Source organism: Coleofasciculus sp. C1-SOL-03 (genome assembly GCF_040220555.1).
In the GTDB taxonomy this organism is placed as follows: domain Bacteria; phylum Cyanobacteriota; class Cyanobacteriia; order Cyanobacteriales; family Coleofasciculaceae; genus Coleofasciculus.
The window spans coordinates 1-25,518 of record NZ_JAVJUO010000019.1 but is presented as its reverse complement, the minus strand read 5'-3'; the positions used below and the strand labels follow the sequence as shown (position 1 = coordinate 25,518).

Below are 25,518 nucleotides of genomic sequence, written 5' to 3'. Positions count from 1 at the left end.
CAAAACTCAAAACGGTATAATGTCTGATCCTTGCGCTGTATTTAATGATGAATCAATCCACTCAATCTACCTCCACTCTGCCCAAACCGGATCTCGTTCCCGGAAAAAAACGACGTCAGCGCATCAATTTCTGGACGCTAGGGGTTTTAGCGATCGCGCTTTTGGTGGCGACGCCTGTCTTATTTGTATTGAGCAATATTTTTACCGATGCGGGTGAGATTTGGCAGCATTTGGCGCAAACGGTTTTATGGCGCTACCTAGCTAACTCATTCTGGCTGATGATTGGTGTCGGCTGTGGCGTTGGTTTAATCGGTGTGGGAACCGCCTGGTTAGTAACGATGTGCCGTTTTCCCGGATCTCGCCTGTTTGAATGGGCGCTATTATTACCCCTCGCCGCACCTGCTTATGTCTTAGCCTATACCTACACCGACTTTTTAGACTTCTCAGGACCGATTCAAACCGCGTTACGGGATGGGTTTGGCTGGAGTTATGGCGATTACTGGTTTCCCAATATTCGTTCCTTGGGTGGGGCAATTCTCATGTTAACGCTGGTGTTGTATCCCTATGTTTATTTATTGGTACGGGTGGCGTTTTTAGAGCAATCGGTTTGTACCTTAGAAGCTAGCCGCAGTCTGGGGTGTAGTCCATGGCGCAGTTTTTTTACAGTAGCATTACCCTTAGCCCGTCCCGCGATCGCCGCAGGTGTGGCGTTAGCGTTAATGGAAACGCTGAATGATTTTGGCACGGTGAAGTATTTTGGCGTACAGACGTTCACCACGGGTATTTATCGAACCTGGTTTGGTTTGGGGGAACGAGTCGCCGCCGCCCAATTAGCGGCATTTCTGTTGCTGTTTATTTTAGCGTTAATTTGCGTCGAGCGATGGTCACGGCGTCAGGCACGATATTATCAAAACACGAACAGTTATCGTCAACTGCCCAGTTATCAGTTAGAAGGGATACGCGGAATTGGCGCGGCGTTGGCGTGTTTTGTGCCATTGAGTCTCGGATTTTTGCTTCCAGCGGGACTTCTGCTGGAGATGACACTCAAAAATACTACCGCGACGCTAGAGGGTAAGTTTTGGGTTTATGCCCGTCATAGTTTTATTCTGGCAGTGGTAACAGCGGTTTTGGGTGTGGCGATCGCCGTCATTATGGCGTATGGATTACGGTTGCAATCAACCCTGGTGATGCGCTTAGCGACTCGGATTGCCGCGATGGGGTATGCTGTACCCGGTTCAGTGATTGCTGTGGGGATTCTGATTCCCATTGGCAGACTGGATAATGCCATTGATGCCGGGATGCAAGCACTATTTGGCATATCCACAGGGTTACTGTTCAGTGGTACGATTACTGCCTTAGTTTATGCCTATTTAGTGCGCTTCCTTGCCGTATCGTTTAATAGTGTGGAAGCCAGTTTAAGTAAAATTAAGCCCAGCTTAGACGATGCTGCCCGTTCCTTGGGGTACAGTCCGACGAGTACCTTAGTCAAAGTCCATGCACCGATGATGTGGGGGGGATTACTCACCGCCGGGATGTTGCTGTTTGTGGACGTGATGAAGGAATTGTCCGCCACCTTAATTATTCGACCCTTTAATTTTGACACCCTTGCCGTGCGCGTCTACAACTTGGCATCAGATGAGCGGTTAGTGGAAGCGGCTGCACCAGCATTAGCGATCGTCGTTGTCGGAATAATTCCAGTTATCTTATTAAGTTGGCGAATTGCGCGATCAAGGTGATTCGTCATTTGTCATTCGTCATTTGTCGTTTGTGATAATTGAACGGTTAAGTCGGGGCGGGTTTAGTTATATCAGGGTGAAAACGAAACGTTAGTGGTAAAACCCGCCCCTACAACAGATGTTTTATCGGAACGTCTCTACTACCCCATCTCCCCCATCTTCCCCATCTCCCTCATCTCCCCCATTTCCCTCATCTCCCCCATCTCCCCCATCTTCCCCATCTCCCTCATCTTCCCCATCTTCCCCATCTCCCTCATCTTCCCCATCTCCCCCATCTTCCCCATCTCCCTCATCTCCCCCATCTCCCTCATCTCCCCCAGCTTCCTCTTCCCTGGTGCGTAATGTCGGTTATTATGATAAATTTTTTAACATACGTTTTAAGATTTGCTGCATTAGACTTTTGCCAGCGATGATCGAACCAGCCAATGAGCAAACCTTGGCAGAACAAGCGCCAAGTCGTTACGAGTGCCGCTCTTGCGGCTACGTTTACGAGCCAGATAAGGGAGATAGTAACCGTAATATTGCCGCCGGGACACCCTTTGAGGAGCTACCCAGCGACTGGCGTTGTCCAGTATGCGGTGCTAAAAAGCCCCAATTTCAGGATATTGGTGCCAGTGGTGCCCCCTCTGGGTTTAAGGAGAACCTCAGCTATGGCTTTGGGGTGAACCGTTTAACCCCAGGGCAAAAGAATGTCTTGATTTTTGGCGCCTTACTGCTAGGCGTTATCTTCTTTTTAAGTTTATACGGACTACGCTGAACCGAGGAGGCAATCCCTCTATACACATATCTCAGTTACGCCAAACGACAGCATGTTGCCAATGAGCAATTTCATGAAAACCTTGAAACGAATCTTAATAATCTTCGCGATCGCCTGTTTGTGTGTTAGTTGTAAGTACGCCGAACCCTTGGGCTATAACCCTTGGGAATTGGTTTCCTTACCTACCCAGGAAACACTACGGGATATCGGGTTTACCGATGACCCCAGTCATGGATGGCTCGTTGGCAGCAATTCCACACTCCTGGAAACCACCGATGGTGGCGAAACCTGGCAGGAGAAACTCCTAGATGTTGGGGATGATAATAAATATCGTTTCACATCGGTGAGTTTTGCGGATGACGAAGGCTGGATTGTGGGTGAACCCTCAATTCTGCTACATACTACGGATGGTGGTGCGTCCTGGGTACGCATACCTCTAAGTGAAAAGTTACCCGGCGATCCCAACACCATTTTGGCGCTAGGTCCCAAATCAGCGGAAATGACAACCACAATTGGGGCAATTTACCGCACCCAAGATGGGGGTAAAACCTGGAAAGCTCAGGTGGAAGAAGCAGTAGGTGTTCTGCGTAATATTTCCCGTTCCCAGGATGGTAAATATGTCGCCGTTTCCGCCAGAGGGAACTTTTACTCAACCTGGGAACCCGGTCAAAGTTCCTGGGAACCCCATGAACGCAGCACTTCTAAGCGTCTGCAAAATATGGGATTCACCGAAGACGGGCGTCTCTGGGGCTTAGCACGAGGCGGAATGCTGCAATTTAGTGGTAGTGAAGATTTAGATGCTTGGGAAGAACCAATCTATCCCGAATTTTCCACCAGTTGGGGATTACTGGATTTAGCCTACCGAACTCCCGATGAAGCGTGGATTGCTGGGGGAAGTGGGAATTTGCTTTGTAGTTTTGACGGTGGCAAAACCTGGCTTAAAGATCGCGAAGTAGAAGATGTGCCATCCAACTTTTACAAAGTTGTCTTTATCACGCCAGAACAAGGATTTGTTATTGGTCAAGCGGGTGTTTTGCTCAAGTATGAACCCCCAGCCAAAACAACGGCTTGATCGCGTATAAATTAGTTGACTGTAATCTCGGCTTGATCATGGCTGTAAAGCCAGCTCGATGTTTTAAAATAGGAAGGTCGAGTGAATTATAACTGTTTCTGGGAAGGAGGAATCATTTATGTCAGGTAGTACTGGTGAGCGTCCATTCGGCGATATTATTACCAGCGTTCGTTATTGGGTGATTCACAGCATCACGATTCCGGCTCTGTTTATTGCCGGTTGGCTATTTGTCAGCACAGGTCTAGCCTATGATGTGTTTGGCACACCCCGCCCGAACGAGTATTTCACGCAACCGCAGCAGGAAGTTCCAATTGTGAGCGATCGCTACGAGGCGAAAAAGCAAATTGATGAATTTACCAAAAAGTAAAATTTGGAGATTTCAGTAAAAAATCATGACTAATACTCCCAATCAACCCGTTTCCTATCCGATTTTTACCGTTAGATGGCTAGCGGTGCATACGTTAGCGGTTCCCACCGTATTTTTTCTCGGCGCGATCGCCGCCATGCAATTTATTCAACGATAGGAGCTAAAATCCATGCCAGAGCGCACTCCCAATCCGAATAACCAGCCAGTTGAACTGAACCGGACCTCTCTGTTTCTCGGTCTGTTGTTGGTTTTTGTGTTGGGCATTCTCTTTTCCAGTTATTTCTTCAATTAACTCAACTCACTCATTCGTTAGCTTGAACTAGGAGGTATTCGTCGTGTCTGGAAGTGGAAAAATTCCGTTATGGGTCGTCGCCACAATTGCTGGAACAGGTGTTCTGGTCGTTGTTGGTCTTTTCTTCTACGGTGCTTACGCAGGCGTTGGTTCTGCAATGTAGGATGGATCGTCAACTCAGTTGAACTGAAAATTAATTGAACTGAAAATTAATCTGAGAATTAACGCCGCCAGTTTTGTGGAGACTGGCGGTATTTTATGGTGATTTGTCATTCGTCCTTTGTCATTTGTCATTTGTCATTCGTCATTCGTCCTTTGTTAATCAGGAAGTCGCTCCCCCATCTCCCTCTCTCATCGGTGCTGGAACTGGGGGAGATCACCACTTTTGTGTGATCATTTCTTGATAATTGACAGTTTTAGGGAAAAACTGTAAAAATATATACAGAAATATTTTGATAAACCTATCTGAATTCAGGGATCTATCCCAAGTCAGATGCGTTTTCAGTCCAATTAGAGCAAGAAGCCCATTTTCCCCAAGCCAAGATTCGCTGGTGGAAATCAATTGGAGGCGTAAACCATGAAACTTCATTATCGAGGAGTCAACTACGATTCAGAGCCATCAATGGCAGATGTAACCGAAGGTGAGACTGGCGGCACATACCGAGGTCACACTTGGAAAATGCACAAGCCAAAGCTACAGCAAAGACGCCCAGGGTCAGTTGGACGCCCAGGGTCAGTTGAACTGACCTATCGAGGTGTCACCTATCGGCGCAGTTAAAACGCTTAGAGTCTAGGCTTCACTCAATTCAAACCATTTTTTAAAAGACTTAAGGGAGACAAGACAGATGAAACGTTGTTATCGGGGTGTTCATTACGATGACACACCATCCACATTAGACGTAACCAAAGGCGAGATTGGCGGCACTTATCGGGGTCAAAATTGGCGGTTTCACTATCTCAGACATATTCCCGAACCCCCACCTACCCATGATTTAAAGTGGCGAGGCGCTGGATATCAGACCGGGAAACCCGGTGTTGTCAAGTCTACTCCGGTCGAGTTACCGATGACGATGGTAGGAACTCGTTCCTGGTTTATTAATAATTCGCGCCAAAAAGCCTTCCAGCAAACCCGCGTCACTCACCTGGACAATATCTGTCAGTCCCTAGAACATCGGTTAGAAGTCGCCAGGGCAAAAGGTGATCAAGACTTAGTGCGTCAGCTGGAGAAAGAATCCGAGCAAATGACCTGTCCCTTGAGATAAGCTTACGCTACTCCAGATCCCCGACTTCTTTGTTGAAACCCTGATTATCCCGAATAAATTGGATTCTCCAAGTCGGGGATCTACCGGACGTTGACAAGGATTGTGGCTTAAGTTGACACGGATGACTGACGTGCGCCCTCTTTTCAACGTGTGTAAGTTTGGATAATAGTATCTGTCAACAGAACAATGAACCCAAAAGGTTAACGCTGCGCCAGTAGACTCGTATCTAGTACGACTGGAGCGATCGCACGAGCACGAGTTTTATCCCTAATAATGATAGCGACAAGAAATAATCGTTAGATAATTATCATCTACCGCGTAGACAAGACGATTCGTATCATCAATACGACGTGGCAAAAACCCCGATAAATTTTCTTTCAACGGTTCAGGTTTGCCAATCCCCTCAAATGGCATACTTTTAGTTGCCTTGATCAGTTTATTAATCCTCTTAAGCGTCTTCTTATCCTGATTTTGCCAATAAAGATTTTGCCAATAAAGATAGTCCTGCCACGCTTCATCAGTCCAGGCTAACTTCTGGTTACTCATCTAATAAGTCTTTCTCTGTTACCTGTCCTTGTTTGTATTGGGCAATGGAGCGTTCTAAGTGGGCTACATTGGCTGGAGACTTTAATAAATGAACGGTTTCGAGCAAACTATTAAAATACTCAAGGGACATAACGACGGCATCATCAGCATCCCGTCTGGTGATTATAGTATAGTCAGCATCATTAACCACCCGATCCAAAATGGCTTTCAGTTTATTTCTAGCTTCAGTAAACGTTACGACTTTCATCGATCAAAGTTGTCCGTTTAATTGTACAGGTATAGCCTAGCTGATCTGAGCTACGCACGTCAAAGTCATTGCGGTTCAGTTCCCCAACTGCTTAGAGGAATGGGAGTTCTCACGTAGGTAAAGACGATTAGCGCTGCGCCAATAGGCTTACATCAAGCATTACCGAAGTGATCTGATTTTCTCGACTTAATACCCTAATGATTGTGAAAATTCGGCAAGCGCGATCGCGTTACAATAGCAGCAGGTTAATCTGAGGCTGATTTTAGTATGCCCATTACATTGCCACCGGAACTGGAACAGTTTATTAAAAATTAGGTTGTTAAAGCGTCGGTCAAGTATTATGAGAAACCGGGTTTCTCGTGAGGATGACAACGAAATATCATTCACCCAAAGAAACCCGGTTTCTTGACCGATGTCCTAGCGGCAAGTATGCCTCTACTGATGAAGTCTTGTTGATGGCTTCACTCTCATTTAGTTGTCTTAACCAAGCCCATATTGTTCTTTTCTGCCTGTTGGGGCTTCGTGAATCTGCAACCATGTTTTATAATGAGAGAATCAAACTTGCTGAAAAACAGGGATGGACAAACTAAAGTTTATTGATTTATTTGCTGGAATTGGTGGATTTAGAATTGCCTTTGAAAGAACGGGATATGAATGCGTGTATTCTTGTGAAATTGATCCCAAATGCCAGGAAGTATATTTTAATAATTTTTTAGATCAACCCGCAGGTGATATTAGAAAAATAGACATTAATAGTATTCCTGACTTTGATGTTTTAACGGCGGGCTTTCCTTGTCAGCCTTTTAGTATATGTGGCAAAAGAAAAGGTTTTCAGGACACACGAGGTACTTTGTTTTTCCGCATTTGTGAAATAATCGCAGCCAAAAAACCTCCAGTTATTCTCCTGGAAAACGTAAAACATTTAATGCATCAAGATAAAGGTAGAACGCTCAATGTGATTTTGTACTCTTTAGAAGATTTGGGATATAAAGTCAATTATAGTCTGCTGAATTCTAAAGATTTTGGCGTCCCCCAAAACCGGGAAAGAATAATTATTGTTGCCACCCAAAATAAACAATTTAATTTCACTAAAATAAAAAAAACAAATGCTAGAGCAAAATTAAAAAATTTTCTATCTGATTCTGATAATTTTGAATATTTAGAGCCGGACAGCTATACCATAATAGATCAACCCAAACAACAGCAATCGGGATTAATTTTTGTAGGATATCGCAATAATAAGAGTATTTGGAAAAAAGGAGTTAGACCCAACACTCATCATTTATCTAGAGTTCACCATCAACCCAATAGAATTTATTCAGTAGAAGGCATACATCCTACAATACCTTCTCAAGAGACATCGGGGCGATTCTTTATTTATCTCAGCCAAGAAAATGCAGTTCGCAAATTGACGATTAAAGAATGTTATAGAATTATGGGATTTCCAGAGAATTTTAAACTTCACGGAAATTTAGGAGAATGTTACAAGCAGGTGGGGAACTCGGTCTGCATTCCCATGGTTTCTGAAATTGCTCATCAATTAAAAGAACAAATATTTTTTTGTAGTCAGGAAGAAGAAGATGCAAATAATTTTATGGCTGAAAGTAAAGAAAAGTTTGTTCAATTGCAAATACCAGAATTACGGTTATGAATCACAAATAAAAGTTATTACAGGTTTATAAGCAAGCTATCAATGCTGAAGATATTCAAGGTGAAATACCAGATACTTACAAAGATTTTATTTCCAAGATTGCCAACAACTGTACTCGATTAAAAGGAGTTTATACAGTTTTAATAACTTTGTTAGTACATAAAACTCTTAACCCAGACCAAGATATTAGATTTCATCAAGCCCAAATAGGAGGTTTTTCAGGTAGAAATATAGATAAACAGTATATTACTCCTACGTTACAAGAGTTAGGGCTTCCTGCAATGGCTGAAAGTGGCTGGTTAACTCGTTCCCTTGAACAACCTAAACCTTACACTCTTGATTACCCTGGGAAAATCGGTAATAAATCAGTTAAAGAAGCATTTCTGAATCTTATAGATTGGGTTCAAAAAAATCCTAACAAAGCAGAGTTAGTATTGAGAATACTTTTAGGGCAAGTTATCCAAAATACCAATTCCACTAAAATTGAGATTACTAAAATAGAAAATAATGCAAGGCTTAATATTAGAGTTATAGTAGATTGTTTAGAAGAGCATTTTAATTTTAATTATAAAACTCATGGAGCATCTAAACTTCCAGTTCTTGCGTTCTATGCTATTTATCAAATTTTGATTGAAGAAGTTGAACGATATAAATTATGTACCTTAAAAAAGTTAGCTAGTCATACAGCTTCCGATCTAACGTCTAGAAGTGCAGGTGATATTGAAGTATTTGATGAAAACAATAAGTTATTTGAAGCTGTTGAAATTAAACAGGGTAAGAAAATTGATATTTAAATAATTCGTATAGTTAAAGAAAAGATAGTGAAATACAACCCACAACGATACTGTATTTTTTCATCATCTGATATTGAAAATTCAGATTCTGAATTAATTGATATAGAAATTAGTGAAATAGATAAAAATTATGGCTGCCAAATAATTATTAACGGAACCATACCTACCTTGAAGTATTATTTAAGATTGATAAGTTCACTCGATAATTTTATCAATAAATATTCCCTATTGATAGAATCAGACTCTGAACTTCAAATTGATCATAAGATTAAGTGGAATGAAATATTATCTAAACATTTTGATATCTCTTACGGGGATCAGAGCGACTGATATTATGGACACATGGGAAAGGGCGCAAGCCTTGCGCCCCTACCGTCGAACCTGGAAAGATCGCATACACTGAAAAGGCAAGCGCGATCGCACTTCGGGAAAGTATGGATGTGATCGCGTTACAATAGCAGCAGGTTAATCTGATGCTAATTTTAGTATGCCAATTACATTGCCACCAGAACTGGAACAGTTTATTAAAAATCAGGTTGCTAGCGGCAAGTATGCCTCTACTGATGAAGTCTTCTTAGCTGGTATTAAACTGCTACAGGAACGAGAAAATCTTTATCAAGGACGATTTGAGGAATTACGCTGCGAGATTATGGTTGGAGTTGAAGCGGCTGAACGAGGTGAATTCTTGGATGCAGAAACCGTCATGATTGGGCTGCAAGAGAAATTGCAACAGCGTCGCGCTTAGGCTAATTGATAAGCAATGTTTGCCGAATTACATCGACAGAAGCCGAGATATAGAGAGTATTATGGACTATCTCGCCCAAAGAGGAAGTATTGAAACGGCAGAGCGTTTTCTTGATAAGATCGACAGGAAGTTCAAAAGGCTATCTCAATTCCCCCAAATGGGACGTCAACGAGATGAACTCTATCCTGGCTTGCGGAGTGTACCGTTAGAGGATTATCTAATTTTTTATCGTCTGGTTACAAATGTAATCGAGGTGATGCGGGTAGTGGGCGGTTATCGCGATCTGGAGGCGCTATTTCGGGAAGATGATCAAGACTAAGCGATCGCATCCACTGAGGCACAAAGGCGATCGCTCTGTGTATATTGGACTTAGGGCAAGAGCATTACAACAGAAAATATATGTCTACTTATCATGAAGTACGTCGTCTAGCGGAAAACCTTACTCCTGATGAGCAAATGCAGCTGATAGAAGAATTGTTCAGCTTAATTCATCAACGAGTGACTTTAGCACCTAAGCCCAAACGTAGCATCTTGGAGTTGCGAGGGCTAGGTAAAGAAATTTGGAATGGCATGGATGCTCAAGACTATGTTAATCAGGAACGAGACTCATGGAATGGATAGCCCAGTTACAGGGGCAAGTCGTTGGTTTGGATAGTGCGCCACTGATTTACTTTATAGAGGAAAATCCGACTTACTTGGAGATGACTGACGCTTTTTTTGAGGCAATGGTGCGCGGTGAGTTTAGGGTTGTAACCGAGGGTGATAACTTTGTTAGAAGTGCTAGTTTATCCTCTACGGCGAGGGAACACAATACTGGCTCAACAATATCGTGACATCTTGTTTAATGAAGAAGGTTTGACGACTATCGAAGTGTCTGTAGCTATTGCTGAGGAAGCTTCACAACTCCGGGCAGCTTACAATTTGAGAACGCCTGATGCAATTCAAATGGCTACAGCAATTCGTCAAGGTGCTTTGTTTTTTTTGACTAATGATGCGCGTTTACCTTCTTTACCAGGGTTGGCAGTTTTGGTGTTAGAACCCACATTCCGCACTTCATAATGTAATACGTGATGATTACGCCTTGTGGGTAGCTTGGCGAACATAAAAACTGAAAAATCTAAGTATTTATACGTAAAAAGTTCGCCAAGCTATCCAGTTTTTCCGTACTACTTGGCATACTACAACTTGACGTGCGGAAGGTGGGTTAGAAGAATTGAGAGCTTGATTTTTAGTGGAGAGCGATCGAACTTCGGAAAAGATAGACGCGATCGCATACACCGACGCAGAAACGCGATCGCACTTCGGCAATAAATGCCTGGTCTACCATCCTCCAGTAGAGAATAATTTCATATTCCCAATTTAAATTCGTGACAGCTTACAATAGCAGTAGGTCAATCCAAAGCTGATTGCAGATAAGCGTGAATAAATGGAGCTAATTTGCCGTTCATCACATCATCAATTGACGTTGTCTCCACCCCAGTTCGACAATCCCGCACTATCCCCTCTAAGCACTGAGACTCACTAAATTTGGTACACAGATAGTCTCGAACATTTGGGACTTCTGATACTCCTGTAATTAAATCACATCGGATGTTACTAATATCCCCCACACCTTGGGCTTGAGCAATAGCTAACAATTTGCTTTTGAGAAGAATGAGAGCTTTTTCTCTGTTCTGTAGCTGAGATCGCTCCTGTGAAGAGCAAACAACAATTCCTGTTGGAACATGCAAAATCTGCACCAACACACATCTGGAAATAACCCCTGTTATCCTTAAGCATCTAACCTTGGAGGGTATCGTGATTTGTAAGTGTTTCTGAGGAATATCAATCTCACCATCTTCATCTAATAGTGGTATTACTTCCACTGTGACACTCGATATGTACTGCTCCTCACCAGTAAGAAAAAGTGAATTATACCTCAGACTATGTTCTCCTTTTTCTGCTTTGAGATAACCGTAGGCGTAACGCCCAAAAATTTCCAGAGTGAAAGATTCATGGCAATTCCTTGCATTTTCTCCATAATCTCTCTGAATTATATCGATTATATCTATCCCTTGATGAGCCACTGGATATATTATCCTATAGTCTCCCTGAATTACGTCAATTAGACGTATTCTATAGCCATAATTTTCTGCCCATTGAACATACATTCGTACTATCTCTATTACCCAAAATTGAAAATTTTTATCTCTAGATTTTGCCTCAATAATTAGAAAGGCTCCCTTCTGGTCACAGGGATCAGAGAGTAATTGTTGTATTTCCCATTTTTCTAGTTCCCGATTCAGTTGAGCAATCAGTACCTGCGATTCCTGCAACAACTCCTCATCTGTTTCCTGCTCTAGCAATAATGAGGCAGCTTGGAGGTCTTGCCAGCTAACTTGCCACTGCTCAAAATGCTGGAGTTGGAGTCGGTAGTTACTAAGCTGTTGGAGTGCTTCTTGGTAAGAAGGGCTTCTGTTGCTAAGGTCTGGTTGAGTGGCTACCTGCTCTAGGTATTGAATTATTGCTGTCAGTTCAGGATTGTTAAAGACAGTCTCTCACCTTATTTAAACGAGAGGACAAGATTTCTAGCTGTTGCTTGATGTCTGGGACTTGAGTCATGACGTATTTCCTTATCGTAAATTAACGATTCTGTTTTAAGTAATCTTAAATTAAAGTAAAGCTTGAATACTACCAAATGGAATCAAGATTCAGGACAAATCCAGGTAATACTGTTTCCACTGAAAGGGTAGAAGGAGATTCAAGCACTTCAATCTCTTGACCGGGGCGATAAATTTCCACTTGCCGCAGTTTCTGATTAATTAACCAACCTAAGCGGACACCATTCTCTAAATATTCTTTCATTTTATCCTGAGTGTCTTTCAAGCTATCACTCGGAGAAAGTAACTCAATCACAAAATCAGGACAAAGAGGAAGAAATCTCTTTTGTTGCTCAGGAGTTAGGGCATTCCAGCGTTCCAATTTTACCCAGGAAGCGTCAGGAGAGCGATCCGCTCCATTCAGTAGTTTAAAACCACCAGAAGAATCAAAAACTTTACCTAATTTATTTTGCTCGTTCCAGATCCATAATTGAGCAGTTAATCCAGCATTACGGTTACTCGTTTCTCCCCCTACAGGTGGCATGATAATTAATTCCCCTGTAGCAGTACGTTCAAATCTGAGCGTTTCATTGTCCTGACAGAGTTGATCAAATTGCTCATCTGTTAGTTGAATGATTGAGTGTAGGTTGAGGGTTAAAGCAGTCATAGTGATTGAGGAGACATGAAAGCAAGTTATTCGATTACATCCACAAATTTGCGGGATTGTCTTTGTCATCTTCCCACTTAGCCGGATTATTGATAATATAGTCTCGAATTCGGTCTAATGATCCATCAGCGCGAATGATGTGGTCATAAAATCGCGGTTGCCAACCAAAAGATGAATAATTATTCCTTTTACACCACTGACTAACGGCTGCTTTGTATGATCGAATGATGGCACCCAGAGAACCTGCTTTCGGAGACATTTGTGATCTTGCCCGATAGAACTCCGTGTCGCCACGGAATGTAGAGACGTTGCATGCAACGTCTCTACATGATGAATTAGGTTTATTAATAATCACAATGCCATGTAAATGATTGGGCATGACCACATAAGCATCCAGATCGGTATAAGCACAATGATGAGGAATTTCTGCCCAAAATTGTTGGGCGATTTGCCCAATCTTGGATAGGCGCATTTCTCTTGATATGACATCACCCAAGAAAAACGTGCGATCGCGTGTACAGATGGTGACGAAATACCAACCATTTGCGCCATAGTCTCTGTGGGGTAATCGGGTGGATTCAACCCGATATTTGCCTTTGTACAGGGTCATGGGTTTGTCCAGATGATGGTGTAGAGACGTTGCATGCAACGTCTCTACATGATGCATTTGGGTTGTTAATTATCACAATACCATATAAATGATTGGGCATGATCATATAGGTATCCAAATCAGGATAGATACCATGATGAGAAATATATGCCCAGAATTGTTAGGCAATTTGCCCCATCTGAGACAGGCGCATTTCTCCTACTATCACATCAGGGAATAAAAATGTGCGATCGCGGGTACAGATGGTGAGGAATCAACCTTTTGCCCCTGGCGTGTTAATGGGATTCCACCCGATATTTGTTTTGTACAAGGTTATAGGTTTTCCCCGATCATTGTGTAGAGACGTTGCATGCAACGTCTCTACAATCGTCAGGTCACCGACTATAACATCAGCAAAGAAAAATGTGCGATCGCGGGTACAGATGGTGAGGAAATATCAGTGGGTTAATGGGATTCCATCCGATATTTGTTTTATACAAGGTTATAGGTTTTCCCCAATCATTGTGTAGAGACGTTGCATGCAACGTCTCTACAATCGTCATGTCACCGACTATAACATCAGCGAAGAAAAATTGGCGATCGCGGGTACAGATGGTGAGGAATCAACCTTTTGCCCCTGGTGTGTTAATCGGATTCCACCCGATATTTGTTTTGTACAAGGTTATGGGTTTTCCCCGATCATGATGTAGAGACGTTGCATGCAACGTCTCTACAATCGTCAGGTCACCGACTATTCTATCCCTTCAATCCGATCCTCAACCTCCTGATACAACTCCCGCAACATTTGCAGATTACTCTCACTCGTCTCCCAATACCCGCGTCCATTCACTTCCAACAACGTGGATACCACCTTGCGGAAGGAATGGGGGTTCAAATTCATCAACCGCTGACGCATCGCTTCATCCTGGATAAACGTCTCATTAGCTTCCTCGTATACCCAGTTATCCACCGCGCCAGCCGTCGCACTCCAACCCATGGTATTGACTAACCGCTTCGAGAGTTCTCGCACGCCTTCATAGCCGTGACTCAGCATTCCCTCATACCATTTCGGGTTGAGTAGCTTCGTCCGCGCATCTAAACGCACCGTCTCCGATAATGTCCGAACTTGGGCGTTTGCTGTCGTCGTATCGGCGATATAAGATGCAGGCGTTTTCCCATCCTGACGCAGGGTTGATACCACCTTCGTCGGATCAGAATCAAAATAGTGAGACACATCCGTCAAACTAATCTCCGAGGAATCCAGATTCTGGAACGTCGCCTCCGCTGTTTTCAACGACGACTCGAAAATCTGGCGATTCTGTTCCATGGTTCCCGGATTATCCGCACTAAAGGCAAAGGATTTCCGGGTTAGGTACATATCCTGTAACTCGGATTCGTTTTCCCAAGTGCTATTCTCCACTGCTAGATTTACATTCGAGGCATAGGAACCCGACGCATTGGAGAACACCCGCGTCGCCGCTTGGCGCAGATTAATTCCCATATCTTCCGCCTGTTGCATGGCGTGTTTGCGGACAAAGTTCATCTCCTGGGGTTCATCCGCCTCAGCCGCCATTTTCACAGCTTGATCTAACAGATTCATCTGGTTGATGAACAAATCCCGGAATACGCCAGAACAGTTAATCACCACATCAACACGGGGACGCCCTAATTCTTCTAAGGGAATCAGTTCTAACTTATTCACTCGCCCTAACGCATCAGGAACAGGTTTCACCCCAACCATCCACATAATTTGTGCCAGGGATTCCCCGTAGGTTTTGATATTATCGGTTCCCCAGAGGACACAGGCAATGGTTTCGGGCCAAATTCCGCCATTTTCCGCCCGATGTCGCGCCAATAAGCGGTCTACGACGATTTTTGCTGATTTTACGGCGGCGGTGGTGGGGATGGATTGGGGGTCAAGGGCGTGGATATTTTTTCCCGTGGGTAATACATCCGGGTTGCGGATGGGATCACCACCGGGTCCAGGTAGGACATATTCCCCTTCCAAGGCTTTCAGCATCGCCCCCAGTTCGTTATCCGCCACGACTTGCTGGAGACAGAATTCCAGATACTCAAATAGGGGCTTAATTGCCTCCGAATCTACCTGACAGTACCCCGCATCAATTAACGCTTCAATCCAAGGGGTACGCTTCCGCATATTAAAGAAATTCAGACTCGTCACCTTGGACACCCGCCCCTCGGCATCGGTTTGGGCTTGGACTAACGCCGCGACAGCCGCACGAGTGGCTTGGGTGATGTCTTGGAGTAACTGTACATCCGCTAAGACACCTCGGTCGTTATTTTGATAGATCTCGTCGATATCCCGGTTAAGGCTATTGGCGATAATTCGCGGGAGACTCAGGATTTCTTCTTCGGGACGATCCAGACTAGCAATATTTACTAAAGTCGCGATCGCTTCCTCAGCCGTGGGCGGCTTACCAATCACATGCAACCCACAGGGTAACAGCCGCGACTCAATCTCCATCAGCTTTTTGTAGACTAACCCCACCAGGGTATCCCGTTCCTCTGGGGTCAGTTCGCTGGCGTCTTTTTCCGGTAAGGCGATATCTTTATCCAGATTCACCAAGCGGCATTTATCCATAATGGTGTTCACAATCGGAACGCCGCGTCCGGTGTCTTTCAGGGTTTGATAAGACCCAATTAACTCATTCAGTTCCTTCAACCCTTTATATAACCCCGCATTCTCCGCCGGAGGGGTCAGATAGGAAATGGTTTCGGCGTAACTGCGCCGTTTCGCGATCGTGGCTTCACTGGGATTATTCGCCGCGTAATAGTAAAGATTGGGAATCGAACCAATTAAATTATCCGGGTAACAATCCCCCGACATCCCCATCTGCTTACCGGGCATAAATTCCAATGACCCGTGAGTCCCGAAGTGCAGTACGGCATCAGCTTGCCAGAGATGTTCTAAATAGGTGTAGTAGGCGGCAAACCCGTGGTGGGGACTGGCGGAACGGGAGAACAACAGCCGCATCGGATCGCCTTCATAGCCGAACGTGGGCTGCACGCCAATAAACACATTGCCGAATTGCTTACCATAAATCAGTAGGTTTTGTCCATCACTATTTAAATGTCCCGGCGGTGGACCCCAGTTTTCTTCTAAACGGGTGGAGTAAGGGGTAAACCGTTCATACTCCATCACGGACATCCGGTAAGCAATATTCAGTTCGGGACTGGCATATTGTGCTTGGGCGTCGTGGATGACTTGTTGCATCAGGGCTTCGGCGGATTCGGGTAAGTCTTCCACGTCGTAGCCGTTATGCTTCAGGGCTTCCATGACTTTATAAATCGACCCGAAGACATCCAGATAGGCAGCAGTTCCGACATTCCCCTTATCTGGCGGGAAACTAAACACGGTAATCGCCACCTTCTTATCCAGTTTCGGCTTACGGCGCAGGCTTGCCCATTTCAGCGCCCGCTTCGCCACAGCTTCAATCCGATCCTGAAGGGCGATCGCTTTCCCGGTTGTACCGTCTCGCCCAGATAAAATAATCGGTTCAATTGCCCCATCTAATTCGGGGATGGCAATTTGCAGGGCTACCTGAATCGGGTGCAGTCCCAAGTCACTCCCTTCCCACTCTTCAGTGGTTTGGAAGACCAAGGGTAATGCCACCATATAGGGACGGTTGAGGCGTTTTAAGGCTTCAATTGCCTTAGGATGATCTTGTCGCGCCGGTCCACCAACTAAGGCAAATCCCGTCAGAGACACCACCGCATCCACCAGCGGCACATTCCCTTGTCCTTGACTCGTGGGGGTGTCATAGAAAAAGGCATCCACAGGTTTAGAGAAATCGAGTCCCCCAGCAAATACAGGTAGAACTCGTGCGCCCATGGCTTCTAATTCCTGTACCATTGCCACATAATGGGCATCATCCCCAGTTACCAGGTGGGTACGTTGCAGGACTAACCCGACACAGGGGGCGAAGGGATCTTTTAAATCTTCGGAGATATCGTCGCGATTGTTATACCAGGTGATATACTCTTTGACATCCTCAAACATCTTTGTCGATAGGGGATGCCAGATGCCCATGTCTGGGTAAACCACCGGATCTTTAAATTCTAGGGTTTTTCCCTTAAGCACATATTTATCTGCCAGCATTAACAGGAAGTTTTCCAGGTTTTGGGAGGAACCCCCTAGCCAATACTGGAATGAAAGCATAAAGTTCCGGGCATCCTGTGCCTTGTCAATGGGCATATATTTCAGGACTTTCGGCAGCGTCTGCAATAGCTTCAGCATCCCATCTTGGAAGGATGAGCCTGACTTAGCTTTACGCTTCTTCATAAACTGGGCGATCGCACTCTTGGATTGACCCAGTTGTGCCATGGAGAAGCTGCCTAATTTGTTCAGGCGCATTACCTGTGGCATAGAGGGGAATACCACCGCCGCATCCAAGCGATCGCGATGGGGTTGAACGGCGGCGACTACCTTATCCGCTAAGTCTTCGATAAAGATTAGCGAGGCGATAAAGATATTCGCTTGGGCAATATCCTGCTGAAATGCCTCATAGTTTTGTTCGTCGCGGAGTTCTTCGATTAAGTAGCCACTCATGTCAATGGCGATATCCGGCTGATTTTGATTGATAGAACGGACAGCCGCTGATAAGGCACTTTGATATTGTGGCTCTAGCACGACATAGACCACCTTCAGGACGTGACGATTCTTGGGGTCATCAGGGGTGATGTGACGAATGGTGGACTTGACGTGAGTGAACATGCGGTTCTAGCTCCTTTTGATGCGTGTTCTCTTCTCATTGATAGGGTTCCAGGGAAAGTTGGCTTGGCTTCCCTTCGGAACAATCGGCTTGGCGTTACAGTTAGGGCAACTTTAGTGGTTTTACCAGAAAATGCTGACCGATGCAGCGTTTTCGCCCTCGTTTGACACAATTCGATAGGAAGTTGCTCAATTTACTTTACATTTATTTACATTCATTGAAGTAGTCGCTCTAAATATTTTTCACAAAAATTTACAATTCAAGCAATCTGGGCAAAATTAAACTCAGTGTTCTAGAGATACTGGGGTGCATGTAGGCACATAATATTGGCAATTCTGGTATACAGGGACACAAAAACACAGAATCCCCAGCGAGGTTAGTCGTTGCGCTGTCTTGGCTAGATGCGATCGCATTTCCATGTAAACAGGGGTACTGGTGTATACAAACTGAGATTCCCTATCCCTTGCAGCGTTGGATCATCTCCTGTGTTAGGATATCGCCAGCATTTGTGGCATTTTGTGGTGAGTACCCTTCCCTTTAATTTGAAGGAAAAACAGATTTAATCAAGAAACTGATAAATGAAAAAATAGTCTGTTTTTTAATAGATAATCCTATGTTAAAACGTATCTATATTGATAATTTTCGCTGTCTGGTAAATTTTGAACTTGACGTTGATGCGATTAATCTATTTCTGGGTTCTAACGGAACAGGTAAATCGACAGTTTTTGAAGTCTTACAGAAAATCCAGGCATTTGTCAGTGGTGATAGCAAAGTCGATAAAATTTTTAACGCTGCCGACTGTACCCGCTGGCAAACCTTAGCTGTTCAACGGTTTGAACTGGAACTTCAAGGGAATGGTGGCAGCTACAAATACGAATTGGGTATTGGTCACAATCAGAATAAATGCCGTGTTGAGTATGAGCGTCTGTGGTTTGATAACCAACCCTTACTGAAATTTGAGTTAGGCGAAGTTAAACTCTATCGAGACAACCATTCAGAGGGACCCCAATACTCTTTTGACTGGTCGCAGTCTATGCTCCCTTCATTGATGCCAAGAAATGATAATACCAAGTTAACCTGGTTTAGAGAACGGATTCAACGATTTATCATCGTCAAAATTGTTCCCAGCTTGATGATTGATGAAAGTTCCCAGGAAGAAATGCGTTTGACGATTCAAATGGAAAATTTTGTGTCTTGGTATCGCTATCTTTCTGAAGATCAGGGTAAAATTGCTGAAATCGCCAATGTCTTAAAAGATGTGATTGAAGGGTTTTCTAGTTTTAAATTTGAACGAGTCAGCGAACAAAATTTAGTGCTGACACTACGAATTGCCGGAGAGACAGATAATTCTCAAACCCTTGAATATCGATTTCGGGAATTGTCCGATGGACAAAAGATGTTAATTGTTTTATACACGCTGATTTATGGCACAAAACAGGAAGACTATACGTTGTGCATTGATGAACCAGAAAATTTCTTAGCCTTACCGGAAATTCAACCGTGGTTGATTCAGCTTTATGATTTTTGCAGTGAGGGACAACTCCAAGCATTACTGATTTCTCACCATCCTGAGTTAATTAACTATCTTCTAGCGTCACCCATTGGCTATTGGTTTGAGCGTCAAAGTAATGCTCCTGTCCGAGTTAAACGCATTAGTAGTGAAGTCGCGGATAGTTCTGGATTACCCGTCTCAGAACTCATTGCTAGGAGATGGTTAAGTGAGTCAGCGTAGAGTGCAGATAGTGATTCTTTGTGAGGATCGCCAGCAGGAAGTGTTTGCCCGTCATTTCTTGAGGTAGCGCGGTTTTACTGGTATATTTCGCTCTAAAATATGTCCGCATTGATGTGCTAATTGATGGATTGACAATTACTGGGGGAATGTCAGGCAACAACGGAGGCGGCATTTCAAATAGAGAAAACTTGACAATAATCAATAGTACTATCTCTGGTAATACAGCAGAAACAGGGGGTGGTATCTATAATTTTGGTAACAGTGCAAATGGCAACTTTGTTAGCATGGTGGAGGTAAACAACAGTACCATTTCTGGTAACTCGGCGAGAGAAGAAGGTGGCGGTATATACAACAATGGAGGTGGAGTGAACGTAAGCAGCAGTACCATCTCCGAAAATAATGCAATATCTGGAGGTGGTATTCTTAACAACATATATGCCACTAACAGCGTCTACGCCGTTACTATTAATAACACTATTATTTCTGGTAACAACGGCACTAACTCTGATGTTGAAGGGAACTTTATCAGTAATGGTTTCAATCTAATTGGCGACACCACTGGTAGCACTGGCTTCGAGAACGACCTTATCGAGCCAGATATTACCAAAATTTTAGATACCACTCTTGCAGATAACGGTGGTTCCACTCTCACTCACGCCCTAGTTCCCGCTAGTCCTGCTATTGATGCTGGAAATAACAATGATGTCCCAGATGGAATTACCACAGACCAACGGGGTATGGGCTTTAACCGAATTGTGGATGGCAATAACGATACTATTGCGATTGTTGATATTGGCGCATTTGAGGTGCAGCAACTGCCATCAACTTCTGTTCCTGAACCCTCGTCAATACTAGGTTTAGTTGGTCTAGTGATTATTGGTACTGGTTCACTGCTGAAGCGAAAACTGCAAAATAAATCGTGACACTTATTCCCTTATTAAGGTTTTCTGTCTCAAAGCATTGTCAGGGATTTGGTTATCAGTTACCTGTAGGTCAGCCGGGAAATAAATTTCCGGCTGATAGCTAAAGTCAGCTAAAGCTGACTAGAGGTTTTAACCCGTTTTAACAGGTTTTAGCTTGGGTTCCGGAACTTGAGTTCACGGCTTAGTGCTGCTGATACCAAATCCGTGTTTTTTTCGCTTCGGTTTCCCAGACTTTTTCGGAAACGGAGAGTTAGACAATTGAGTTATATCTGATTTCACCTGCGGTTGAGAAGTCCTCGTTTCCGTGATCAACTGCTTTTGTCCATCAGGCACATCTGCCAAGGCTGCATCGGGTAAAACATAGGATGTGGCAATCAGTTGTTCATCCCAATCAATGATCTCAGGAAACCGAATACCCGGTAAAACCTGAACGGCGAAAATTTCCTGAACTGCTTCTTCAAACTGCAAAAACGCTACAGTTTGCCCTGTCTCAATATTGACCACCCAAACTCCACAGATGCGTTCCTCTAGCCTTTCGGTCAACGGAATACCACTAAATACTGCCGTTTCCCGTACTTGGGAAAGACCAATAAATGCCAAAGGACCCCAGAAGTCTATACCCCGCGTAAAGCCAGGAAGCTGAGTCGCTGTCTCACATTTCCCAGACGCCAAATCAACGGTTGCTAGAGAACCATTTCCTGATTCCAATACCCAGAGACGATTTTGATACCAGCGAGGTGAGTGAGGCATTGATAATCCCCGCACAATTACCTGATTCGTCTCTACATCCATCAATACGCCACCATAAGCCTTATTTTCTCGCCAGCCTCCTCGACTATCGGTTGTTCCCAATGCGGTGACGTACTTGGGGTAATTATTTACCATACCTAAACCATTGAGATGACAACGGTCTTCTGGTGATAATGCGCTGATAAAATCAGGTCGCCAACGGGGGACAAAGCTGTGGTCAAAGTCTAAAGTACACAAACAAGAAAAACGGGTATTGATAAACCAGAGTTCTTGTTCTGCCCACGCCATTTCATGAATATCAATATCCCCAGTAATATGAGAATTACGGGGAAGATAGCAAGCATCGTGTTTACCGATAGGTTCCAACTTTTGAGCAACGGCTGGTACATTGCGGAGTTCACAAACTTGGTTAGCTGTACCAATGGCAATTCTACCTCGGTCAGCGGCTAAACCCATGGGTTTTTGGAAGACGCGGAAGTGAGTATTGATATGTTTTCCATCAGCACGGAGGACGATTAACTTACCGGCTTGGTAAGTGGAAACCACTAAGGAAATTCCCAGTTGGGTGAGGATTTGGGGAAAGTTCGTGGTATGGACACTCCGCATTGGGTCGTCCTGGGGTTGGTGCTGGGAAGAGTTCGTCATCTGAAGTATGAAACACTCAATCGGAACATCAATATCTCCCATTTGAGCATATATTGCGGTTCCCAAGCAGATGAGGTACACCCAACTGTAGGGGCGCAAGGCTTGCGCCCTTACCGATGTAACTGAAAACTGCAATACCACCTGCTGAGACGATCGCGGTTTAATTTGATTCGACAGACAACGTGCGATCGCAAAGCAAGGCTTAAAGCTGACTAAAATTTTGGTGGATGTTCTCCTAGCTTGATCCACATTCGATGCACAGGAACTAAATGGGCATAACTGAATTAAGCGTTTGTAGTCAACGATACCAGCGCTTAGGGCGCTAAAGCGCAACTACGAACGAACCTGTGTTAAGCGCCATGGCACGTCTCTACAGATTGATCCAAAATAGTCCAAGCGACCCACTACGCCGTAAGATCTAAAGCATGATCTATCAACCACCGCGCCCAATTATCCCTGAGAGTACCTGGCACCGTCCAATTGGACAGGGCTGGGAGAATCCCTATACTGTACGCTATGCCAGTAATCTGGATGATGGACCCTGGCATGGTATGCCCCTGGGTGGATTTGGCGCAGGTTGTTTGGGGCGATCGCCACGGGGAGATTTTAATCTATGGCATCTGGATGGGGGTGAACATACCTTTAAATCTTTGCCAGCTTGTCAGTTTAGCGTCTTTGAACAGCCAGAAAACCAAGACGCCCAAGCCTATGCCCTTTGCACCGAACCCCCAGAGGATGGCAGTCTGGGCAAATGGCAATGGTATCCCACGTCGCCTAATGTAGAGACGTTGCATGCAACGTCTCTACAAACAGGAACCTATCACGCCCTTTATCCCCGCAGTTGGTTTGTCTACGAGAATGTATTTCAAACGGAATTAACTTGCCAACAGTTCTCCCCAATTTGGGCAGATTGTTATCAGGAAAGCAGTTATCCGGTGGCGGTGTTTGAATGGACTGCCCATAATCCCACAGATCAGCCGATTATATTAAGTATTATGCTCACCTGGCAGAATATGGTGGGCTGGTTTACTAACGCAATCAAGCATCCTCAAGTTCGGGTACGGGATGATGGGAGTCCAGTTTACGAGTATCAACCCCGTTGGGGCAATAGCACCGGGAATTATAATCAATGGATTGTGGATAATTTCCGCGTGGGTTGTCTGTTAGATCGGGTGAGGTTGCGGGATGAGATTGAAGAAGGCGAAGGACAACTCTGTTTTGCCACGGTGACGAATCCCAGTCAGGAGGTATTCTATCACTGTCGCTGGAACCCCACAGGCGATGGATCAGAGGTGTGGAATACATTTGCCAGTGACGGGAGTCTCAGTGATGTGCAAGACGAAACCCCTGCTGAACCCGGAGAACAAATTGCGGGTGCGATCGCGGTACGGGTGCGACTGCGCCCAGGTAGAACCCGGAAAATCCCCTTTATCCTCGCTTGGGATTTTCCGGTAACCGAGTTTTCGGCTGGGGTTAAATATTACCGCCGTTATACCGATTTCTTTGGGCGCACCGGGAATAATGCCTGGTCAATAGTTCGCACCGCTCTTAAACATTCTGACCTTTGGCAAGAGCGAATTTCATCCTGGCAAAACCCCATTTTAAAGCGTCAGGATTTACCTAATTGGTTCAAAATGGCGCTGTTTAATGAACTGTATTTGTTATCGGCTGGGGGGACAATTTGGAGTGCGGCAAATGAACGCAATCCGGTGGGACAATTTGGGGTGTTGGAATCCTTTGATTATCGTTGGTACGAAAGTTTAGATGTGCGGCTGTATGGGTCTTTTGCTCTAGCAATGTTGTGGTCGCGATTGGATAAAGCGGTACTGGAAGCCTTTGCCCAGGCAATTCCCACGAGTGATGATACACCGCGAATTATTGGCTACAATCAAGCCACAGCAATTCGCAAAGCCGCTGATGCCACACCTCACGATTTAGGCGCAGCGAATGAACATCCGTGGGAGAAAACCAACTATACCAGTTATCAAGATTGTAATCAATGGAAAGATTTACCCTGTGATTTTGTCTTGCAGGTGTATCGGACTTTTGTATTTACGGGGTCAAAAGATATTGAGTTTTTAGCCGAATGTTGGTCAGCGATTGTCAAAGCGCTGACGTATCTGAAAACCTTTGATCAGGATGGTGATGGGATTCCCGAAAACTCAGGCGCACCGGATCAGACGTTTGATGATTGGCAGTTGCAGGGAGTTAGTGCTTACTGTGGTGGACTATGGTTAGCCGCCTTAGAAGCCGGAAGCGCGATCGCACAGATTCTCCTGGACAACTACACCCTGGTTTTTTCCATTAATCTACCTGATCCAGAGGTAATTCAACAAACCCTAAACGATTATCAGCAATGGCTACAACAGGCAAAACCGATTTATCAAGAAAAACTCTGGAATGGTCAATATTATCGCCTGGATAGCGACAGTGATTCCGATGTGGTGATGGCAGATCAACTTTGTGGTCAATTCTATGCAAAACTATTAGGATTACCGGATATTGTTCCCGCCGAATGCACCCAGTCGGCATTAAAAACGGTGTACGAGTCTTGTTTCTTAAAGTTCCATAATGCCCAATTTGGTGCAGCCAATGGCGTAAAACCTGATGGTTCTCCCGAATATCCCGATGCGACGCATCCCCTAGAAGTGTGGACAGGGATTAATTTTGGACTAGCCGCCTTTTTAATTCAATTGGGGATGAAGGATGAAGCGTTAAAACTCACTGAATCAGTCGTTAGACAAGTCTATGAAAATGGGTTACAATTCCGCACCCCAGAAGCGATTACACCTATTGGCACATTTCGGGCAGGTCATTATCTGCGGGCGATGGCAATTTGGGCAGTTTATTTGACGGTAAGTCAATAGTGTTGAGTGTTGTGTAGGAGTTCTTTGCCCTCATATCATGTCCTAACGATTGCCCATAATTGCAATACTGCAATAACAGGGGTTTTAGGCGTTTTTATTAGGGGTGTTTGACCGGACATGATATCACCTATCTACGGCGTGCGATCGCGTATGAAATACCTACGAGCATACAGCTAAACTTCTGGTACTATTTGGGGCTTGCTGCACAAAGCCAAAACCGCAAAGCCCATCAATACTTTGAGTTTTATTGACAGAGGGTTTGATTCACGGAAATCGGGTAGCATCCTTCATAAGTATGGCATCACCTGGCTCAGGAAAAATGTACCCTTGCTCCCCCAGCTCCCAGACGTGCCATGGCACGTCTCTACATTGGCTTCCCCAGCTTCCCCCGCTCCCCCCCCTCACAAGGGTAGGTTTTTTAAGATGGGGGTTTAGGTAAGACAAGGGAGACAGGTAGACCAGTAGACAAGGAAGAGTGAGAACGAAAAATAGGGCGTTTCGGCTTTTAGAAGTTAGTTTGACCGAACCGAATTCTGTACGGTTTTTCCCCCTTGTCTTCTTTCC

The 25,518-nt window shown here is 44.6% G+C and carries 26 protein-coding genes and 1 pseudogene; 19 read left to right on the top strand and 8 right to left on the bottom strand.

The features are described 5' to 3' along the window. The first annotated feature begins 47 nt into the window (after positions 1-47). Positions 48-1,736, top strand: coding sequence for an ABC transporter permease (locus tag RIE73_RS02380; protein WP_446399665.1), 1,689 nt, complete (start codon positions 48-50; stop codon positions 1,734-1,736). Positions 1,737-1,876: 140 nt separating this feature from the next. On the opposite strand, the gene RIE73_RS02375 is transcribed toward RIE73_RS02380, so the two are convergent. Then, positions 1,877-2,047 (bottom strand): hypothetical protein, encoded by a 171-nt coding sequence (locus RIE73_RS02375; RefSeq protein WP_446399652.1) that lies wholly within the window; start codon positions 2,045-2,047, stop codon positions 1,877-1,879. A 98-nt stretch (positions 2,048-2,145) separates the two neighbouring features. On the opposite strand from RIE73_RS02375, the gene RIE73_RS02370 reads away from it, so the two are divergent. From RIE73_RS02370 to pirA, 8 genes are all read left to right on the top strand, one after another. Further along, entirely contained in the window at positions 2,146-2,493 is a 348-nt protein-coding gene (locus RIE73_RS02370; RefSeq protein ID WP_446399651.1) for a rubredoxin, read from the top strand. 61 nt (positions 2,494-2,554) lie between these two features. Then, positions 2,555-3,565, top strand: coding sequence for a photosynthesis system II assembly factor Ycf48 (locus RIE73_RS02365; RefSeq protein WP_446399650.1), 1,011 nt, complete (start codon positions 2,555-2,557; stop codon positions 3,563-3,565). A gap of 118 nt (positions 3,566-3,683) precedes the next feature. Then, positions 3,684-3,932 carry a cytochrome b559 subunit alpha gene (psbE, locus tag RIE73_RS02360; protein ID WP_446399649.1) on the top strand — a complete coding sequence of 83 codons (249 nt, stop codon included), beginning with the start codon at positions 3,684-3,686 and terminating at the stop codon, positions 3,930-3,932. 25 nt (positions 3,933-3,957) lie between these two features. After that, a complete protein-coding gene (psbF, locus tag RIE73_RS02355; protein WP_446399648.1) occupies positions 3,958-4,089 on the top strand; it encodes a cytochrome b559 subunit beta in 132 nt (43 codons plus the stop codon). Between the two features lie 12 nt (positions 4,090-4,101). Further along, complete coding sequence (locus tag RIE73_RS02350; RefSeq protein WP_446399647.1) at positions 4,102-4,224, top strand: photosystem II reaction center protein L; 123 nt, start codon at positions 4,102-4,104, stop codon at positions 4,222-4,224. 43 nt (positions 4,225-4,267) lie between these two features. After that, entirely contained in the window at positions 4,268-4,387 is a 120-nt protein-coding gene (locus RIE73_RS02345) for a photosystem II reaction center protein J (protein WP_006106138.1), read from the top strand. Between the two features lie 414 nt (positions 4,388-4,801). Continuing rightward, a complete protein-coding gene (locus RIE73_RS02340) occupies positions 4,802-5,002 on the top strand; it encodes a DUF4278 domain-containing protein (protein ID WP_446399646.1) in 201 nt (66 codons plus the stop codon). 67 nt (positions 5,003-5,069) lie between these two features. After that, entirely contained in the window at positions 5,070-5,486 is a 417-nt protein-coding gene (gene pirA / locus RIE73_RS02335) for an arginine synthesis PII-interacting regulator PirA (protein WP_446399645.1), read from the top strand. Positions 5,487-5,753: 267 nt separating this feature from the next. On the opposite strand, the gene RIE73_RS02330 is transcribed toward pirA, so the two are convergent. Beyond that, positions 5,754-6,032: a Txe/YoeB family addiction module toxin gene (locus RIE73_RS02330; protein WP_446399644.1), complete on the bottom strand. Its 279-nt coding sequence runs from the start codon at positions 6,030-6,032 to the stop codon at positions 5,754-5,756. Next, on the bottom strand, positions 6,025-6,279 hold the full coding sequence (locus RIE73_RS02325) for a type II toxin-antitoxin system Phd/YefM family antitoxin (protein WP_446399643.1): 255 nt from the start codon (positions 6,277-6,279) through the stop codon (positions 6,025-6,027). Before RIE73_RS02325 ends, RIE73_RS02330 begins: the two co-directional genes overlap by 8 nt. A 577-nt stretch (positions 6,280-6,856) precedes the next feature. Between RIE73_RS02325 and RIE73_RS02320 the strand changes: the two genes are divergently transcribed. From RIE73_RS02320 to RIE73_RS02295, 6 genes and pseudogenes are all read left to right on the top strand, one after another. Continuing rightward, positions 6,857-7,930 carry a DNA cytosine methyltransferase gene (locus RIE73_RS02320; RefSeq protein ID WP_446399642.1) on the top strand — a complete coding sequence of 358 codons (1,074 nt, stop codon included), beginning with the start codon at positions 6,857-6,859 and terminating at the stop codon, positions 7,928-7,930. 149 nt (positions 7,931-8,079) lie between these two features. Continuing rightward, the gene (locus RIE73_RS02315) at positions 8,080-8,724 is read left to right on the top strand and encodes a hypothetical protein (RefSeq protein ID WP_446399641.1); all 645 of its coding nucleotides are present in this window, start codon (positions 8,080-8,082) and stop codon (positions 8,722-8,724) included. Positions 8,725-9,211: 487 nt separating this feature from the next. Continuing rightward, positions 9,212-9,469 (top strand): type II toxin-antitoxin system ParD family antitoxin, encoded by a 258-nt coding sequence (locus tag RIE73_RS02310; RefSeq protein ID WP_446399640.1) that lies wholly within the window; start codon positions 9,212-9,214, stop codon positions 9,467-9,469. A 19-nt stretch (positions 9,470-9,488) separates the two neighbouring features. After that, complete coding sequence (locus tag RIE73_RS02305; RefSeq protein ID WP_446399639.1) at positions 9,489-9,788, top strand: type II toxin-antitoxin system RelE/ParE family toxin; 300 nt, start codon at positions 9,489-9,491, stop codon at positions 9,786-9,788. 80 nt (positions 9,789-9,868) lie between these two features. Continuing rightward, positions 9,869-10,090: a hypothetical protein gene (locus tag RIE73_RS02300; RefSeq protein WP_446345341.1), complete on the top strand. Its 222-nt coding sequence runs from the start codon at positions 9,869-9,871 to the stop codon at positions 10,088-10,090. Continuing rightward, a pseudogene (locus tag RIE73_RS02295) lies at positions 10,078-10,528 on the top strand (type II toxin-antitoxin system VapC family toxin). The gene RIE73_RS02300 and the pseudogene RIE73_RS02295 overlap by 13 nt, the downstream one beginning before the upstream one ends. A 332-nt stretch (positions 10,529-10,860) precedes the next feature. Here the strand turns inward: RIE73_RS02295 and RIE73_RS02290 are convergent. The 3 genes from RIE73_RS02290 to RIE73_RS02280 all read right to left on the bottom strand — a co-directional run bounded on the left by RIE73_RS02290 (position 10,861) and on the right by RIE73_RS02280 (position 13,325). Continuing rightward, positions 10,861-11,970 carry a PCRF domain-containing protein gene (locus tag RIE73_RS02290; protein WP_446399664.1) on the bottom strand — a complete coding sequence of 370 codons (1,110 nt, stop codon included), beginning with the start codon at positions 11,968-11,970 and terminating at the stop codon, positions 10,861-10,863. A gap of 169 nt (positions 11,971-12,139) precedes the next feature. Beyond that, complete coding sequence (locus RIE73_RS02285) at positions 12,140-12,715, bottom strand: Uma2 family endonuclease (protein ID WP_446396122.1); 576 nt, start codon at positions 12,713-12,715, stop codon at positions 12,140-12,142. 34 nt (positions 12,716-12,749) lie between these two features. Further along, the gene (locus RIE73_RS02280; RefSeq protein WP_446399663.1) at positions 12,750-13,325 is read right to left on the bottom strand and encodes a transposase; all 576 of its coding nucleotides are present in this window, start codon (positions 13,323-13,325) and stop codon (positions 12,750-12,752) included. 518 nt (positions 13,326-13,843) lie between these two features. On the opposite strand from RIE73_RS02280, the gene RIE73_RS02275 reads away from it, so the two are divergent. Then, positions 13,844-14,014: a hypothetical protein gene (locus RIE73_RS02275; protein WP_446399638.1), complete on the top strand. Its 171-nt coding sequence runs from the start codon at positions 13,844-13,846 to the stop codon at positions 14,012-14,014. A 41-nt stretch (positions 14,015-14,055) separates the two neighbouring features. Here the strand turns inward: RIE73_RS02275 and RIE73_RS02270 are convergent, their stop codons facing one another. Continuing rightward, entirely contained in the window at positions 14,056-18,039 is a 3,984-nt protein-coding gene (locus tag RIE73_RS02270; RefSeq protein WP_446399637.1) for a magnesium chelatase subunit H, read from the bottom strand. A 611-nt stretch (positions 18,040-18,650) separates the two neighbouring features. On the opposite strand from RIE73_RS02270, the gene RIE73_RS02265 reads away from it, so the two are divergent. Beyond that, positions 18,651-19,769 carry an AAA family ATPase gene (locus tag RIE73_RS02265; protein WP_446399636.1) on the top strand — a complete coding sequence of 373 codons (1,119 nt, stop codon included), beginning with the start codon at positions 18,651-18,653 and terminating at the stop codon, positions 19,767-19,769. A 146-nt stretch (positions 19,770-19,915) separates the two neighbouring features. Continuing rightward, a complete protein-coding gene (locus RIE73_RS02260) occupies positions 19,916-20,692 on the top strand; it encodes a choice-of-anchor Q domain-containing protein (RefSeq protein WP_446399635.1) in 777 nt (258 codons plus the stop codon). Positions 20,693-20,866: 174 nt separating this feature from the next. Here RIE73_RS02260 and RIE73_RS02255 read toward each other — a convergent pair whose 3' ends face one another. Further along, the gene (locus RIE73_RS02255) at positions 20,867-22,336 is read right to left on the bottom strand and encodes a TIGR03032 family protein (RefSeq protein WP_446399634.1); all 1,470 of its coding nucleotides are present in this window, start codon (positions 22,334-22,336) and stop codon (positions 20,867-20,869) included. 176 nt (positions 22,337-22,512) lie between these two features. Between RIE73_RS02255 and RIE73_RS02250 the strand changes: the two genes are divergently transcribed. After that, complete coding sequence (locus RIE73_RS02250; RefSeq protein ID WP_446399633.1) at positions 22,513-24,954, top strand: GH116 family glycosyl hydrolase; 2,442 nt, start codon at positions 22,513-22,515, stop codon at positions 24,952-24,954. The last annotated feature ends 564 nt before the right edge of the window (positions 24,955-25,518 follow it).

Excerpts from the sequence above, each read along its gene's own strand:
- RIE73_RS02265 (WP_446399636.1), top strand. The coding sequence starts at position 18,651 with ATGTTAAAACGTATCTATATTGATAATTTTCGCTGTCTGGTAAATTTT.
- RIE73_RS02365 (WP_446399650.1), top strand. The coding sequence starts at position 2,555 with ATGAGCAATTTCATGAAAACCTTGAAACGAATCTTAATAATCTTCGCG.
- RIE73_RS02250 (WP_446399633.1), top strand. The coding sequence starts at position 22,513 with ATGATCTATCAACCACCGCGCCCAATTATCCCTGAGAGTACCTGGCAC.
- RIE73_RS02260 (WP_446399635.1), top strand. The coding sequence starts at position 19,916 with ATGTCAGGCAACAACGGAGGCGGCATTTCAAATAGAGAAAACTTGACA.
- pirA (WP_446399645.1), top strand. The coding sequence starts at position 5,070 with ATGAAACGTTGTTATCGGGGTGTTCATTACGATGACACACCATCCACA.
- psbF (WP_446399648.1), top strand. The coding sequence starts at position 3,958 with ATGACTAATACTCCCAATCAACCCGTTTCCTATCCGATTTTTACCGTT.
- RIE73_RS02300 (WP_446345341.1), top strand. The coding sequence starts at position 9,869 with ATGTCTACTTATCATGAAGTACGTCGTCTAGCGGAAAACCTTACTCCT.
- RIE73_RS02370 (WP_446399651.1), top strand. The coding sequence starts at position 2,146 with ATGATCGAACCAGCCAATGAGCAAACCTTGGCAGAACAAGCGCCAAGT.
- RIE73_RS02325 (WP_446399643.1), bottom strand. The coding sequence starts at position 6,279 with ATGAAAGTCGTAACGTTTACTGAAGCTAGAAATAAACTGAAAGCCATT.
- RIE73_RS02270 (WP_446399637.1), bottom strand. The coding sequence starts at position 18,039 with ATGTTCACTCACGTCAAGTCCACCATTCGTCACATCACCCCTGATGAC.
- RIE73_RS02340 (WP_446399646.1), top strand. The coding sequence starts at position 4,802 with ATGAAACTTCATTATCGAGGAGTCAACTACGATTCAGAGCCATCAATG.
- RIE73_RS02285 (WP_446396122.1), bottom strand. The coding sequence starts at position 12,715 with ATGACTGCTTTAACCCTCAACCTACACTCAATCATTCAACTAACAGAT.
- RIE73_RS02350 (WP_446399647.1), top strand. The coding sequence starts at position 4,102 with ATGCCAGAGCGCACTCCCAATCCGAATAACCAGCCAGTTGAACTGAAC.
- RIE73_RS02375 (WP_446399652.1), bottom strand. The coding sequence starts at position 2,047 with ATGAGGGAGATGGGGGAGATGAGGGAGATGGGGAAGATGGGGGAGATG.
- RIE73_RS02310 (WP_446399640.1), top strand. The coding sequence starts at position 9,212 with ATGCCAATTACATTGCCACCAGAACTGGAACAGTTTATTAAAAATCAG.
- psbE (WP_446399649.1), top strand. The coding sequence starts at position 3,684 with ATGTCAGGTAGTACTGGTGAGCGTCCATTCGGCGATATTATTACCAGC.
- RIE73_RS02380 (WP_446399665.1), top strand. The coding sequence starts at position 48 with ATGAATCAATCCACTCAATCTACCTCCACTCTGCCCAAACCGGATCTC.
- RIE73_RS02275 (WP_446399638.1), top strand. The coding sequence starts at position 13,844 with ATGCAACGTCTCTACAATCGTCATGTCACCGACTATAACATCAGCGAA.
- RIE73_RS02280 (WP_446399663.1), bottom strand. The coding sequence starts at position 13,325 with ATGACCCTGTACAAAGGCAAATATCGGGTTGAATCCACCCGATTACCC.
- RIE73_RS02330 (WP_446399644.1), bottom strand. The coding sequence starts at position 6,032 with ATGAGTAACCAGAAGTTAGCCTGGACTGATGAAGCGTGGCAGGACTAT.
- RIE73_RS02320 (WP_446399642.1), top strand. The coding sequence starts at position 6,857 with ATGGACAAACTAAAGTTTATTGATTTATTTGCTGGAATTGGTGGATTT.